General features: G+C 35.7%; 14 protein-coding genes and 1 tRNA gene. 14 read left to right on the forward strand and 1 reads right to left on the reverse strand.

Annotation, left to right across the window (positions count from 1 at the left end):
• Positions 1-56 precede the first annotated feature (56 nt).
• Positions 57-1,445 carry a dipeptidase gene (locus tag H611_RS0110850; RefSeq protein ID WP_027138399.1) on the reverse strand — a complete coding sequence of 463 codons (1,389 nt, stop codon included), beginning with the start codon at positions 1,443-1,445 and terminating at the stop codon, positions 57-59.
• A gap of 100 nt (positions 1,446-1,545) precedes the next feature.
• On the opposite strand from H611_RS0110850, the gene H611_RS0110855 reads away from it, so the two are divergent.
• From H611_RS0110855 to H611_RS0110920, 14 genes are all read left to right on the forward strand, one after another.
• A tRNA-Leu gene (locus tag H611_RS0110855) sits at positions 1,546-1,627 on the forward strand.
• Positions 1,628-2,044: 417 nt separating this feature from the next.
• Positions 2,045-4,087 (forward strand): transketolase family protein, encoded by a 2,043-nt coding sequence (locus H611_RS0110860; RefSeq protein WP_027138400.1) that lies wholly within the window; start codon positions 2,045-2,047, stop codon positions 4,085-4,087.
• A gap of 12 nt (positions 4,088-4,099) precedes the next feature.
• Positions 4,100-4,756 (forward strand): fructose-6-phosphate aldolase, encoded by a 657-nt coding sequence (fsa, locus tag H611_RS0110865; protein ID WP_027138401.1) that lies wholly within the window; start codon positions 4,100-4,102, stop codon positions 4,754-4,756.
• Positions 4,757-4,924: 168 nt separating this feature from the next.
• Positions 4,925-5,386 (forward strand): peptide-methionine (R)-S-oxide reductase MsrB, encoded by a 462-nt coding sequence (gene msrB, locus H611_RS0110870; protein WP_027138402.1) that lies wholly within the window; start codon positions 4,925-4,927, stop codon positions 5,384-5,386.
• On the forward strand, positions 5,376-5,915 hold the full coding sequence (gene msrA, locus H611_RS0110875) for a peptide-methionine (S)-S-oxide reductase MsrA (RefSeq protein WP_027138403.1): 540 nt from the start codon (positions 5,376-5,378) through the stop codon (positions 5,913-5,915). Before msrB ends, msrA begins: the two co-directional genes overlap by 11 nt.
• On the forward strand, positions 5,915-7,477 hold the full coding sequence (locus H611_RS0110880) for a protein adenylyltransferase SelO (RefSeq protein WP_027138404.1): 1,563 nt from the start codon (positions 5,915-5,917) through the stop codon (positions 7,475-7,477). The genes msrA and H611_RS0110880 overlap by 1 nt, the downstream gene beginning before the upstream one ends.
• 309 nt (positions 7,478-7,786) lie before the next feature.
• Positions 7,787-8,656, forward strand: a complete 870-nt coding sequence (locus H611_RS0110885; RefSeq protein ID WP_027138405.1) for an acyl-CoA thioesterase — start codon at positions 7,787-7,789, stop codon at positions 8,654-8,656.
• Complete coding sequence (locus H611_RS0110890; RefSeq protein ID WP_027138406.1) at positions 8,657-9,346, forward strand: glycerophosphodiester phosphodiesterase; 690 nt, start codon at positions 8,657-8,659, stop codon at positions 9,344-9,346. It abuts the gene before it with no gap.
• Positions 9,343-10,575 carry a BaiN/RdsA family NAD(P)/FAD-dependent oxidoreductase gene (locus H611_RS0110895; RefSeq protein ID WP_027138407.1) on the forward strand — a complete coding sequence of 411 codons (1,233 nt, stop codon included), beginning with the start codon at positions 9,343-9,345 and terminating at the stop codon, positions 10,573-10,575. The genes H611_RS0110890 and H611_RS0110895 overlap by 4 nt, the downstream gene beginning before the upstream one ends.
• Positions 10,576-11,112, forward strand: coding sequence for a DUF1697 domain-containing protein (locus H611_RS0110900; RefSeq protein ID WP_027138408.1), 537 nt, complete (start codon positions 10,576-10,578; stop codon positions 11,110-11,112).
• Between the two features lie 3 nt (positions 11,113-11,115).
• Entirely contained in the window at positions 11,116-12,198 is a 1,083-nt protein-coding gene (gene mvaD / locus H611_RS0110905) for a diphosphomevalonate decarboxylase (protein WP_027138409.1), read from the forward strand.
• 37 nt (positions 12,199-12,235) lie between these two features.
• Positions 12,236-13,165: a mevalonate kinase family protein gene (locus tag H611_RS0110910; protein ID WP_027138410.1), complete on the forward strand. Its 930-nt coding sequence runs from the start codon at positions 12,236-12,238 to the stop codon at positions 13,163-13,165.
• A 53-nt stretch (positions 13,166-13,218) separates the two neighbouring features.
• Positions 13,219-14,124, forward strand: coding sequence for a geranylgeranylglycerol-phosphate geranylgeranyltransferase (locus tag H611_RS0110915; RefSeq protein WP_027138411.1), 906 nt, complete (start codon positions 13,219-13,221; stop codon positions 14,122-14,124).
• Between the two features lie 58 nt (positions 14,125-14,182).
• Complete coding sequence (locus tag H611_RS0110920; protein ID WP_027138412.1) at positions 14,183-15,061, forward strand: pseudouridine synthase; 879 nt, start codon at positions 14,183-14,185, stop codon at positions 15,059-15,061.
• Positions 15,062-15,292 lie beyond the last annotated feature (231 nt).

Raw genomic sequence — 15,292 nt, forward strand, 5'->3', positions numbered from 1 at the left:
GAAAGTGCGACCACCTATTGTCTTTTACTTGCAATAGGTGGTAACATCCAAAAATACTATTTAGATAATTCTGTAAAATACTTGTAAAATAAAGGAATGGTTTCGATTCCTTTTAAGTAGTTGAATACACCAAAATGCTCGTTTGGAGAGTGAATAGCATCACTATCTAAACCAAAGCCCATTAAAATACTTTTACTGTTTAATTCCTGTTCGAATAGGGAAACAATTGGGATACTGCCACCACTTCGCTGAGGAATGGGTGTTTTACCAAAAGTATCCTGATATGCCTTTGAGGCGGCTTGGTAACCAATGTTGTCGATAGGTGTAACGTAGCCTTGACCTCCATGGTGAGGCGTTACTTTTATGCTAACTCCTTCAGGTGCAATGTTGTTAAAATGCGTGGTAAATAGTTCTGTAATCGTTTCCCAGTCTTGATGAGGTACTAAGCGCATGGATATTTTAGCAAATGCTTTACTAGGGATAACCGTTTTAGCGCCTTCACCCGTATAACCACCCCAAATGCCGTTAACATCCAGGGTTGGACGAATAGAGTTGCGTTCATTTGTGGTATAGCCTGCTTCACCGTAAACGGCATTTATATTAAGAGCTTTTTTATAAGCTTCTAAACTAAAGGGTGCTTTTGCCATTTGAGCACGTTCTTCGGTTGATAACTCTTCTACGTTATCATAAAATCCAGGAATGGTTATATGATTGTTTTCATCGTGGAGCGAAGCGATCATTTTGGTTAAAACATTTATAGGGTTTGCTACGGCACCACCATAAAGTCCGGAATGCAAGTCCCGGTTGGGGCCGGTAACTTCAACTTCAACATAACTTAATCCACGAAGTCCAGTGGTTATAGAAGGTACATCGTTGGCAATCATTCCTGTGTCTGAAATTAAAATAACATCGTTCTTTAATTTTTCCTGATTGTTTTTTACAAAAATAGCCAGATTCGGACTTCCAACTTCTTCTTCTCCTTCAATCATGAATTTTACATTACACGGTAATTGATTGGTAGATGTCATAAATTCCAGAGCCTTCACGTGCATATACATCTGTCCTTTATCATCGCAGGCTCCTCGGGCAAATATGGCTCCTTCAGGATGAGCATCTGTCGATTTGATTATAGGTTCAAATGGAGGTGAATTCCATAAATTTATCGGGTCTGGTGGTTGTACATCGTAATGCCCGTAAACTAAAACGGTTGGTAAATTTGGGTCTATAATTTTTTCACCATAAACAATTGGGTATCCATCGGTATTACATACTTCAACCTGATCGCAGCCTGCTTTTTCTAAGCTTATTTTTACGGCTTCGGCGGTTTTTAAAACATCATCTTTATAGGCAGAGTCTGCGCTAATCGATGGAATTTTGAGTAAATCGATAAGTTCTGTTAAAAATCTTGGTTTGTTTTCTTTAATGTAAAGTTGAATATTTTCCATTCAGCGTTTTAAATTTTTATTCAAAAGTATAAAAAAAGAATCTTTTTTTGCTTTTAGCATTTTGCGTTTTAAAAATCTTGTTTATATTTGCACACCTTTAGCGGGCGTGGTGGAATTGGTAGACACGCTAGACTTAGGATCTAGTGCCGCGAGGTGTGGGAGTTCGAGTCTCCCCGCCCGCACGAAATAAGGAGTAAAAAAGGCTTTGCATTTGTAAAGCCTTTTTTTATGCCTTAATGTTTTCTTTAAACGCTTACTTAATTTAGTTAAAGAAGACTTTATAAATTAATTATTAAACATTTTTTTATGAAATACTATTCAAACGATTGATTAGTAGTGTTATAATGTAAATTTTATCCTTTAGTTTATTTTTTATATCTACGCATGTCTGTTCATTAAAAAATAAATTTCTTAAGTACACTTATTAAATAATTATTCTTTTTTTGTTTAAAATTGATTTTTGCATGTTAAATGTATGCAAATCATATGTTTTGAGGAGTTGGTTTGCAGAAAATGTTTAGTTTTGCACATCGATTTAAAACATACTTAAAAATCAACCCCAAAAAGGTTGTAAATGATTAAAATTAATCACAATTAAAATGAACAAAAAATTAGATCAACAAGCAGCAGATAATATCAGAGCATTGGCTGTGGCGATGGTAGAAAAAGCAAATTCAGGACACCCCGGAGGACCCATGGGAGGAGCAGATTTTATGCATATCCTTTATTCAGAGTTCTTTAATTATGACCCTACAGATATGGAGTGGCCTTTTAGAGACCGCTTTTTTATGGATGCAGGACATTTATCTACATTAATGTATGCTCAGTATTATCTCTTAGGAAATTATGAAAAGGATGATGTTGCTAATTTTAGACAATGGGGTTCCATTACGCCTGGTCACCCTGAGGTAGATGTTAAACGAGGTATAGAAAACACCTCTGGCCCATTAGGTCAGGGACATACCATGGGTGTGGGAGCAGCGATTGCTGCTAAATTTTTACAAGCGCGTTTTGGAGACTGGATGAATCACAAGGTCTATGGATTCATTTCAGATGGAGGTATTCAGGAAGAGATTTCTCAAGGAGCAGGTCGTATTGCTGGTCATTTAGGATTAAGTAACTTCATCATGTTCTTCGATTCTAACGATATCCAGTTATCAACTTCTACCGATGAAGTAACTACTGAGGACACGGCAATGAAGTACGAAGCTTGGGGATGGAAAGTGGTAACGATTGATGGACATAATCATGAAGAAATTCGCCAAGCACTAAAAGATGCCAATGCCGAAACTGAAAAACCAACCTTAATTATCGGTAAAACGATTATGGGTAAAGGTTGTGTTACTGCCGATGGAAGTATGTTCGAAGGGTATTGTGAATTACATGGTCAGCCAATTGGGGCTACAGGAGCCGATTACGCTAAAACCATGGAGAACTTAGGAGCAGATATTAACAATCCTTTTGATATTTATTCGGAAGTTGAAACATTTTACGCTGATATAATAAAAACAAAAACAGCTCAGGCTGCAGAGAAAAAAGCTGAAATCGACGTTTGGAAAGCTGCAAACCCTGCGTTAGCGGAAAAATTAGATTTCTTTTTATCTGGGCAATTACCAGAATTAGATTTTTCTGCCATAGAGCAAAAATCTGGTGTGGCTTCAAGAGTAGCATCTTCAACAGTTTTAGGTTATTTGGCTGAAAATGTTGAGAATATGATTGTATCATCGGCCGATTTATCGAACTCCGATAAAACAGACGGCTTCTTGAAAAAATCACACGCACTTAAAAAGGGTGATTTCTCAGGAGGGTTCTTACAAGCAGGTGTTGCCGAGTTAACCATGGCTGCTATTGCTAATGGTATTGCATTACACGGTGGAATTATACCGGTGGTTGCAACTTTCTTCGTATTCTCAGATTATATGAAACCTGCGATTCGTTTAAGTGGTATCCAGGAATTACCAGTGAAGTATGTTTGGACACACGATGCATTCCGCGTAGGGGAAGATGGACCAACACACCAACCAATCGAGCAGGAAGCTCAAATACGTTTATTAGAAAAGCTAAAAAACCATAGTGGAAAGTCAAGCTTCTTAGCGTTACGTCCTGCTGATGCTGCAGAAACATCTGTAGCCTGGAAAATGGCTTTAGAAAACACATCAACTCCTTCAGGATTAATCTTGTCTAGACAAGGTATTAAGGATGTTCCTGCGCAAGGTGATTCTAGATATAATGAAGCTTTAGGGGCAGAAAAAGGAGGGTATTTAGTAAAAGAAGTTGAAAATCCAGACGTGGTGTTAATCGCTAATGGATCGGAAGTGTCAACCTTGGTTGCTGCTGCTGAGATCTTAGAAAACGAAAACGGGTTAAAGGTAAATATTGCTTCAGTAATTTCAGAAGGTGTATTCAGGCTTCAATCTAAAGCATACCAAAATAGCGTGATTCCTAAAGATAAACCATTATTTGGATTAACGGCAGGGTTGCCAGTAAACTTAGAAGGTTTAGTAGGAGATAATGGTAAAGTGTTTGGATTAGATCACTTCGGATATTCTGCGCCTGCAGGTGTTCTTGATGAGAAATTCGGTTTCACTGGACCGCAAGTGAGTAACCAGGTTTTAGAGTATTTAAAAGCATATAACAATTAATAAATTAGGAAGATGAAATTTTTTATTGATACAGCTAACCTAGAAGAAATTGCAGAAGCACAGGCTTTAGGGGTATTAGATGGTGTTACAACAAACCCATCGTTAATGGCGAAAGAAGGTATTACGGGTGAAGCTAATATTTTAGCCCACTACAAAAAAATATGTGATATCGTTGAAGGAGATGTAAGTGCCGAGGTGATTTCTACAGACTTTGAAGGTATGGTAAAAGAAGGCGAGGCTTTAGCAGCGCTTCACCCACAAATCGTGGTAAAATTACCATTAATTGCCGATGGTATAAAAGCCTGTAAATATTTTTCAGATAAGGGTATCAGAACAAATGTAACCTTAGTATTCTCAGCTGGTCAGGCGTTATTAGCGGCTAAGGCTGGAGCGACTTACGTGTCACCTTTCTTAGGACGTTTAGATGATATTTCTACCGACGGTTTAAACTTAATTGCTGAAATCAGACAGATTTATGATAACTACGCTTTCGATACGCAAATCTTAGCAGCTTCAATTCGTCACACCATGCACGTTATCGACTGTGCTAAAATTGGAAGTGATGTTATGACCGGGCCTTTATCATCAATAACGGGATTGTTAAAACACCCTTTAACAGATATAGGATTAGCTAAGTTTTTAGCAGATTACAAAAAAGGAAACGAGTAATAAGTAATTCTAAAATTTGTAACAAAAAAGCAACTTAATTTTAAGTTGCTTTTTTGTTATATAGATGTTTTAATATTTTGATGATACCTTTGTATTGTAAGGTTTTTAAAAAATAAAGACTATTTTACATTCTGAATTGATTTGATCAATTGTTAAAAAAATACAGTTATGCTTACATGGAAAGATGTTATTGGATTTGCAGTTAATGGAAATCCAGGACCAGATAATCGCGTGAATAAATCTGAAGCCGAATGGAAAGAAATTTTGTCTCCCGAACAATATAAAATTACGCGTAAAAAAGGTACGGAAGCACCTGGTACGGGTGCGCTTTGTAATGCTTTTGAGTCAGGGAAATATAAATGTGTATGTTGCCATACACCACTTTTCGATTCTACGATAAAATTTAGTTCAGGTACTGGGTGGCCAAGTTTTACTCAGCCAATTTCAGAGAATGCGGTAAAATATGAAAAGGACGATTCATTTGGGATGGTACGCGTAGAAATTATGTGTAACACCTGCGATGCTCATTTGGGGCATGTATTTCCAGATGGACCCGAGCCCAGTGGATTGCGTTATTGTGTGAATTCTGAATCTTTAATTTTGAAAAAGTCTAACAAGAATGATAACTAAAAATATACAGAAAGCTACTTTTGGAGGTGGCTGTTTCTGGTGTACAGAGGCTATTTTCCAAGAAATAAGGGGTGTTGAAAAAGTCGTATCCGGATATTCAGGGGGTAATGCTCCAGGTAAACCAACCTATAGAGAAGTATGTTCGGGATTAACAGGGCATGCTGAAGTCATTCAGGTTACTTTTGATGCCAATGTCATTTCCTATATGGATATTTTAGTGGTGTTTATGACAACTCATGATCCAACAACCTTAAATCGGCAGGGTGCTGATGTGGGGACGCAATACCGTTCTGTGATTTTTTATGAGAATATTGAGCAAAGATCGATAGCAGATGAAGTGATTGCGCAATTATCTGAAGTTTACGATAATCCTATTGTAACCGAAGTGTCACCTTTAAAAATATTTTATGAAGCGGAAGATTATCATCAGGACTATTATAGAAATAATGAAAGTCAGGGCTATTGTAATTTTGTAATTACTCCGAAGCTTGCAAAACTTAGGGAATTGCATACCGATAAATTAAAATAATGAATTTTAAAATAAATAATCGATTTATAGAAGAATTGCCTGCCGATTCTGTTTTAGAGAATTCAAGAAGACAGGTTGAGGGCGCTTGCTTTTCCTATGTCAATCCTAAAAAAACATCTAATCCTGAGTTATTACATGTGTCTCCAGAAATGCTTCAAAATTTGGGCATAACGAAGCAGCAAGCAGATTCGAAGGAGTTTTTGAATGTATTTACAGGAAACGATATTTTACCCAATACACAACCATATGCTATGTGTTATGGAGGGCATCAGTTTGGTAATTGGGCGGGGCAATTAGGTGATGGACGTGCTATAAATTTGGTAGGAATTGATTATGAGAATAAACACTGGACGCTTCAGTTGAAAGGGGCTGGTGAAACGCCCTATTCTCGTTCTGCAGACGGACTTGCAGTATTGCGTTCATCCATCAGAGAATATCTTTGTAGTGAAGCTATGCATCATTTAGGAGTGCCAACAACAAGAGCTTTGTCGTTAGCTTTAACTGGTGATAAAGTGCTTAGAGATGTCATGTATGATGGTAATCCTGCTTACGAGAAAGGTGCCGTAGTTTGTCGGGTTTCAACGTCATTTTTACGATTCGGAAATTATGAAATTTTTGCCGCACGTCAGGACCATGATAATTTAAAAATATTAGTAGATTATACTATTAAGCATCATTTTAATCATTTAGGAGGTCCTTCAAAAGAAACCTATGTGGCATTCTTTAATGAAGTAGCTCAGCGTACTTTAAAAATGATTGTTCATTGGCAGCGTGTTGGTTTTGTACATGGTGTAATGAATACGGATAATATGTCTATTTTGGGGTTAACTATCGATTACGGACCATATGGTTGGTTGGAAGGCTTTGATTATGGCTGGACCCCTAATACTACCGATAGACAACATAAGCGATACCGTTACGGCAATCAGCCTAATATTGGATTATGGAATCTTTATCAATTGGCCAATGCATTATATCCTTTAATTAAAGATGCTAAGCCTTTAGAAAAAATATTAAATCAGTATAAAACAGATTTTGAAAGCGAATCTCTAGCAATGATGCGTTCAAAATTAGGATTAAAACAAGAGAATGAAGGAGATAAAGTTTTAATTCAAACTTTGGAGGACAACTTATTGCTTATTGAAACGGATATGAACATATTTTTTAGAAATTTAAGTAGCTTTAAAAAGCTATCTCGTAACTCTTGGGAGGATTTTATAAAAGATGCGTTCTATAATCAAGACGATTTTATTGAGACTATAAAGTTAAAATGGCAATCCTGGTTTGAGCAATATGCAGAACGATTACAAACTGAAAGACTTTCAGATTCAGAACGAGCCATGGAAATGAATCGGGTAAATCCCAAATATGTTTTGAGAAATTATATGGCTCAGCTTGCTATTAATGAAGCGGATAAAGGAAATTACCATTTGATTGATGAGTTATTCCAGATGCTAAAAAAACCATACGATGAACAACCAGAATATGAAAAATGGTTTGCTAAACGCCCAGAATGGGCCAGACATAAGGTAGGCTGTTCTATGTTATCCTGTAGTTCTTAAATCGTTATTTTTATGTGTCTATAAAGCTTAGATATTATTTAAAATATACGTTAAACTTTCAACTTAAGGGTAAGTTTTAACAAACTTATCTATAACTAGGAGTACTTATCAATAAGTGAAAATGATTTTATTCCTTCTAAACCATCCAAAGTTTAAGCTTTAGCAATCGCATTTTTTTTGGCAAATTAGATAAAGAGTACTGGATGTTTGGGGCATAAATGTTTGTTTTTAATAAAATTATACATTTAAAGATTATGGTTAGCTTATTATCATTTATTAGATTTATAGGTTCATTGTAAAAAGAAGCGTATGACAACGGTTAATCAGTTAGTAGACCTCATAACTTTAAAAAGAATAGATGATACTACTTTTATAGGGAATAGCATCACTATCGGCAGTCCCAACGTGTTTGGAGGACAGGTTTTGGCACAAGCTATTAATGCCGCGAGTAGGACGGATGTGAAGAATCGTATTTTACATTCTATGCATGCTTATTTTCTGGAATCCGGAGATTTAGAGACGCCTATTGAATATAAAGTGAGTATTGTTCGTGATGGGGGGAGTTTTTCGGTGCGGCGTGTAACGGCTGCTCAAAACGGAACTACTATATTTATCTTGTCGGCTTCGTTTCATAAAGAGGAGCAAGGCTATAATCATCAAATTGACATGCCTAAGCATATTAAGCAACCAGAAGAATTGTTAAGCTGGACAGATATGCTAAGCGAGTTCGGAGATGCCATTCCATCCCGAACTAAAAGTTTTATTGAGGTAGAGCGTCCTTTAGAATTTAAACCGGTAGAAGTGGTGAATCCATTTAATACAGAAGATTTACCGTCATTTACTCATGTTTGGTTTAAACTTAAGGGGGAGGTTGAAACATTAGATCATGCAACCAAACAGCAAATCTTAACTTATATTTCGGATTATAATATTCTGGCAGCGGCTATGAATCGACATGCGAGCAAAGCGCATTATGGAAATACACAAACGGCTAGCTTAGATCATTCAATGTGGTATTTTAGGGATTTCGATTTCGACGATTGGATGCTTTATTCTATCGAGTCTCCTAATACATCTAATGCACGCGGTTTTGCTCGGGGCAATATTTTTACAAGGGATGGTAAGCTTATTGCTTCGGTAACCCAAGAAGGTTTAATGCGACCGATTAAAAAGAAATAAGTGAATTATAAAGGGTTAAAAATGGGGCATCGAGGAGCAAAGGCGTATGTAGCAGAAAATACTATGGAATCAATTCAAGAAGCATTGCGTTTTAATGTGGATGGTATTGAAATTGATGTGCACGAATGTGCTTCCGGGGAGTTGGTAGTGTTTCATGATTTTACATTGGATAGAATGACCAATGGAACAGGTGAAATTGGTAAGCATACTTTAAAAGAACTTAAAGCGCTTAAAGTGAATGAGCATTACCAAATTCCGATATTAGCGGAAGTTATGAATTTGATAGATAAAACCTGCCTATTGAATATTGAATTAAAAGGAAAGCATACAGCAGCAAAAACCTGTGAGATTATTGATAGGTATGTCAAAGAGAAGGGTTGGCGGTATACCGATTTTATTGTGTCTAGTTTTCAGCATCACGAATTGGAAGATGTTTATAAACTAAATAAAAACATTCCGCTGGCGGTATTAACTAAAGCCAATGTAGCTGAAGCCATAGAGTTTGCTGAAACGATTGATGCTAAAATTATTCATCCCAATTTTGCTTTATTAACCCGCGAGAACGTTAATTTCGCGCAACAACAAGGATATAAAGTAAATACGTGGACGGTGAACGATGAAGAAACCATAGCGAGAATGAAAAGCTATGGTGTAGATGGCATCATTTCGGACTATCCCGATAGAATATGAAACAATACGATGTAATTATAGTTGGTGGAGGTGCTGCCGGATTTTTTGCAGCCATTAATATAGCGGAACAAAATCCTGATTTAAAAGTTGCTATTCTGGAAAAGGCAAAAGAAGGTCTGCAAAAAGTAAAGATTTCAGGTGGTGGTCGTTGCAATGTAACTCATGCTGAGTTTATTCCGCAGGAATTAGTTAAAAACTATCCTAGAGGGGAAAAGGAATTATTGGGGCCCTTTCACCAGTTTATGACAGGTGATACCATCCAATGGTTTGAAGATAGAGGAGTAGAATTAAAGATTGAAGAAGATGGGCGCATGTTTCCCGCATCTAATTCGTCTCAAACAATTATAGACTGTTTTTTAACTGAAGCTAACAAGTATGGTGTTGAGGTTTTATACAATCAGGGTGTAAATGAAATTAAGGTGCTTTCAGAAGTAGGAGATGATTATTCTAATCATTTTGAGATATCTACTTCATCTAACCAGTATGCTTGCAATAAACTTATTATAGCAACAGGAAGCAGCCCTAAAATATGGAAGCTTATAGAGTCATTGGGGCATAAAGTTGAATCTCCGGTGCCGTCGTTGTTTACTTTCGATATAAAAGATGAACGTATTGCAGAAATTCCCGGGGTGGTTGCGCAAAATGTTGAAGTACGTGTGCTTGGTACGGATTTATTTAGTGAAGGGCCTTTGTTAATTACACATGTAGGTATGAGTGCACCTTCAATTTTAAAATTATCGGCTTTTGGTGCTTTGGAGTTGGCAGAGCGGAATTATAACTTTGATATAGAAGTTAACTTTATTAAGCAGTCTACCAAAGATTGCCTAGAGCGGCTAAAGGTGTTTAAGCAAGATTTAGCTAAGAAATCTGTTTTTAAATCATCACAATTTGAAATGCCAAAACGTTTGTGGCAAAAATTGGTGTTGGCGTCCAATATGACTGAAACAACTCGCTGGGCGGATATGAATAAAAAGCAATTAGAGGATCTGGCAAATCAACTTACGCAAGCTGTTTTTAAGGTAACCGGGAAGAGTACTTTTAAAGATGAGTTTGTAACAGCAGGTGGTGTTGATTTAAAAGAAATTCATTTTAAGACTTTCGAAAGTAAAATTATAAAAGATTTATACTTTGCCGGCGAAGTGATTAATGTCGATGCCATTACAGGAGGGTTTAATTTTCAAAATGCCTGGACAGGTGCTTATATTGTAGCCAAGGCTATTTCAAATTAAATGATACGATATACAGCGTTTTTAAGAGGGATTAATGTTAGTGGACAGAAAAAAGTCCAGATGTTAGAGCTTAGAAATGTATTAAACCAATTAGGACTTAAAAACGTAACAACCTATATACAAAGTGGAAATGTTGTTTTCGAAACGCTAAAAACTGATGTTAAAAAACTATCAATAACAATTCAAAATACTATTGAAAGTCATTTCGGGTTTGAAATTCCGGTTCTTGTAAAAACTCAAGCCGAAATAGAGCGTATAATTACAGATTGCCCGTTTTCAGAAGAACAAAAGGATTCGAGTTATTATGTGTTGTTTTATACAAAACCTGAAGAGGAAAAGCTGATTTCGCTTTCAAAAGAATCATATCCTAATGAAACATTTCATATCACCAGTTCTTGTGTGTATTTATTTTGTGAAAAAGGGTATGGTCGGGCCAAATGCACTAATAACTTCTTTGAAAGAAAATTAAAAATAATCGCAACGACAAGAAACCATAAAACAATGCTAAAACTCTTATCTTTGTGCGCAGAAAATTAGTAAATGACAGCGCAAGATTTTATACCAGCATCCTATTCAAAAACTGTTGAAAGTGGTCAGTTTACCTGGGAATCCCCCAGTAATATTGCATTAGTGAAATATTGGGGAAAAAAGAAAAATCAAATTCCTGAAAATCCGTCAATTAGTTTTACACTTAATAATTGCAAGACCATTACGGCCTTATCTTTTTCAAAGAAAGCTAGTAATAAAACTTTTGAATTTGATGTGTTTTTAGACGGCGAAAAGAAAGATAGTTTTAAATCAAAAATTGAAACTTTCTTCGAACGAATCTATAGTTATTTTCCATTTTTAAAAGATTATTATTTTAAAATTGAAACAGAAAACACCTTTCCGCATAGTTCAGGGATCGCTTCATCGGCCTCAGGAATGAGTGCTTTAGCCCTTTGTTTAATGAGTATTGAGAAATTGTTAAATGATGGTATGGATGAGGTTTATTTTATTAAAAAAGCATCCTTTCTTGCACGATTAGGTTCAGGTAGTGCTTGTAGAAGTTTAGAGGGTGATTTGGTAGTTTGGGGAAATCACAGCGATGTGGTGGGAAGCTCCGATTTATTTGGAGTGAAATACCCTGGTGAGGTACATGAAAATTTCAAAAATTATCAGGATACGATTCTGTTGGTTGATAAAGGAGAGAAGCAGGTAAGTAGTACGCTGGGGCATAATTTAATGTATGGACATCCTTTTGCCGAACAACGCTTTGAGCAGGCAAATACCAATATTTCAAAAATTAAAACCATTCTAGAAACTGGGAATCTTAATGAGTTTATTGCTTTGGTGGAAAGTGAGGCTCTTACGCTTCATGCTATGATGATGACTAGTATGCCATATTTTATACTTATGAAGCCGAACACGCTGGAAATTATTAATAAAATATGGGCTTACAGACAAAGTACAGGATCTAAAGTGTGTTTTACGCTCGACGCTGGGGCTAATGTACATGTGTTATACCCTGAAAACGAAACTACAAAAGTTTTGGAATTCATTAAGAATGAATTAGTTGTATATTGTCAAAACGGGCAGTATATTTGCGATCAAATTGGCTTTGGAGCCATCCAAATTAATTAATAATACGTATATTTATAAAGCTAAGAGCTATAAATACATGAAAGGACCTTTATTTTACTCAAAAATTTTACTCTTCGGAGAATATGGAATTATTAAAGATTCCAAGGGTTTGTCGATACCATACAGCTTTTATAATGGTGGTTTAAAACGAAGTGAGCATCCTTCGGATGAGGCTAAGGCTTCTAATGAAAGTTTGCAACGTTTTGCTTCCTATTTGGAAAATATCGATCCTCAATTAGTGGTTTTTGATATTGATGCTTTAAAAAATGATGTGACATCTGGCATGTATTTCGACTCTTCTATACCACAAGGCTATGGAGTTGGGAGTAGCGGGGCTTTAGTAGCGGCTATTTACGATAAGTATGCTCAAGATAAAATAACAGTTTTAGAGAATTTAACCCGTGAAAAGCTTTTAAAGCTTAAAAGTATTTTTTCTGAAATGGAATCGTTTTTCCATGGAAAGTCCTCTGGCTTAGATCCTCTAAACAGCTATTTAAGTATTCCAATTTTAATCAATTCAAAAGATAATATAGAAGCAACCGGGATTCCTTCTCAGAAGGCGGATGGAAAAGGGGCTGTATTTTTAATTGACAGTGGTATTATAGGGGAAACGGCTCCTATGGTGAGCTTGTTTATGGAAAACATGAAAAATGAAGGCTTCCGTAATATGCTTAAAAATCAGTTTATAAAACATACCGATGCCTGTGTTGAAGATTTTTTGAAAGGAGATATAAAATCACTATTCAAAAATACTAAAAGCCTATCTAAAGTGGTGTTAAATCATTTTAAACCCATGATTCCAAAACAATTTCATGAGCTGTGGCAAAATGGTCTTGAAACTAACGAGTATTATCTTAAACTTTGTGGTTCTGGCGGGGGCGGTTATATCTTAGGGTTTACTGAAGATTTTGATAAAGTTAAGCAATCTCTTAAAGATTACAAGTTAGAGTTGGTATACAGTTTCTAAGCTCTTTTTTTTCGCTTTCTTACCTTTAGGTATAAGCTGCCAAAATATTTTTCATGATATCCAGAAGACAAAAACATATTCTATTTAAGTTTTTAAGTATGTTTTCTGTGGTGCGTGGCTATAATATCATGGTCATTATTGTAGCCCAATATTTAACCTCCATTTATATTCTGGCTCATGATAAAACAGTTAGGGAAGTGGTTTTCGATCCTAATTTACTTATGTTAGTACTAGCCTCGGCCGTTACCATAGCGGGTGGGTATATAATTAATAATTTTTACGATTCGGAAAAAGATTTAATTAACAGGCCTATAAAATCGAGGTTAGATCGATTGGTAAGCCAAAACACAAAATTGTCGCTTTATTTTGTGCTTAATTTTTTAGCCGTTGTTATGGCTAGCTATGTGTCGTTTAAGGCTGTGCTGTTCTTTTCATTATATATTTTTGGAATCTGGTTTTATTCTCATAAGCTTAAAAAACGTCCGTTTATTGGTAACCTGACTTCTGCGATTCTTACTATTACACCGTTCTTTGCCATTTTTATGTATTACAAGAATTTCGAGCATGTTATTTTTGTTCATGCTATTTTCCTGTTTTTAATAATATCCATGCGAGAACTTACTAAAGATCTTGAAAATTTAAAAGGGGATTTGGTTTTGAATTATAAAACAATACCGGTGGTCTATGGAGAAAGAGTTTCGAAGGCTATGTTGTTAGTGCTGTCTCTATTAGCGCTAATTCCAATTTACTTACTGTTATTTTATTTCGAACTGGGTTATATGTATTTATATTTTTATTTATGTGTAGCCTTACTAGCAGTATTTAATTTGGTATTGTATTGGTCTAAGTCGAAATTGCATTATATTGTTCTTCATAATATCTTAAAATTCATCATTGTTTGTGGTGTTTTTAGTATTTTACTGATAGATATTAATGTGGTAATGAACCGATTATTTTAGTTTATTAGAAAAGATAATAATCGTTATTTATAATATATCTTTGCACAAAAATAAAGTAATGAGCAGAAATCAAGGAACAAGCGGAAAAGGTAAGCCATCGGGAAGAGGGCAGCAGGGAGGTAAAAACAAGAGCTATAGCAGAACGCATGGCACTGGGAAAACCAAAAGTTTTGCGAGAGGAAATGCGCCTGTTAAGAAAGTGAGTTCTGCGCCTCAAAAAGTATCTAATTCAAATGAAATTAGATTAAATAAATACGTGGCAAACGCGGGTGTTTGTTCACGTAGGGAGGCGGATGTGCATATTGCTACTGGATTAGTATCTGTAAATGGCAAAGTAATTACCGAAATGGGTTATAAGGTAAAACCCGACGATGAGGTACGTTATGATGGGGCACGTATTAACCCAGAGCAGAAAGCTTATGTGTTATTGAATAAGCCTAAGGGGTTTGCTACCACAACAAGTGAGGGTAAAGGTAGAACGGTTATGGATTTAGTGGCTAATGCTACAAGTTCTAGAATTAAACCTATAGGGCGTTTAGGAAGAAACTCTAAAGGGCTATTACTTTTCACGAACGATGATAGTATCGTAGAGAAATTTACCAATTCTAAAAATGGAGTGCCACGCTTATTTCATATAGAATTAGATAAAAATTTAAAACTGGAAGATTTAAAAAAGATTCAGGCTGGTTTTAAAATTGATGATAAATTTATTGAGGTAGAAGAGATAAGCTATATTGACGGTGCTTCTAAAAAGGAAATAGGATTAAAAATTAAAAATACTGGAAATACCATTATTCGCAGCATTTTCGATTATTTAAAATACGATATTGTGAGTTTAGATTGTGTAGCAATTGCCCACCTAACTAAGAAAGATATTCCGCGCGGTCACTGGAAACATCTTACAGAGCAGGAATTGAATAATTTAAAAATGTTATAGTCCATATAAACGGATCATTTATATACTAAAAGAAGTCGACTAATAAGTTGACTTTTTTGTATTTGGAACAGACGTGAAACGTTTAAAATGAGGTGTCAACAGGACCTGTAATATATGGCCTGGCCCTTGTGGTGACAGTCGTTTTAGAGCTTATAAATTTTTATTAAAAAAAAGATCAAAACACATTACTGTGTTTAAAAATAAATTACATTTGCTTCTCTTTTTAGCTGA

This window comes from Gaetbulibacter saemankumensis DSM 17032 (genome assembly GCF_000425645.1).
In the GTDB taxonomy this organism is placed as follows: Bacteria; Bacteroidota; Bacteroidia; order Flavobacteriales; family Flavobacteriaceae; genus Gaetbulibacter; species Gaetbulibacter saemankumensis.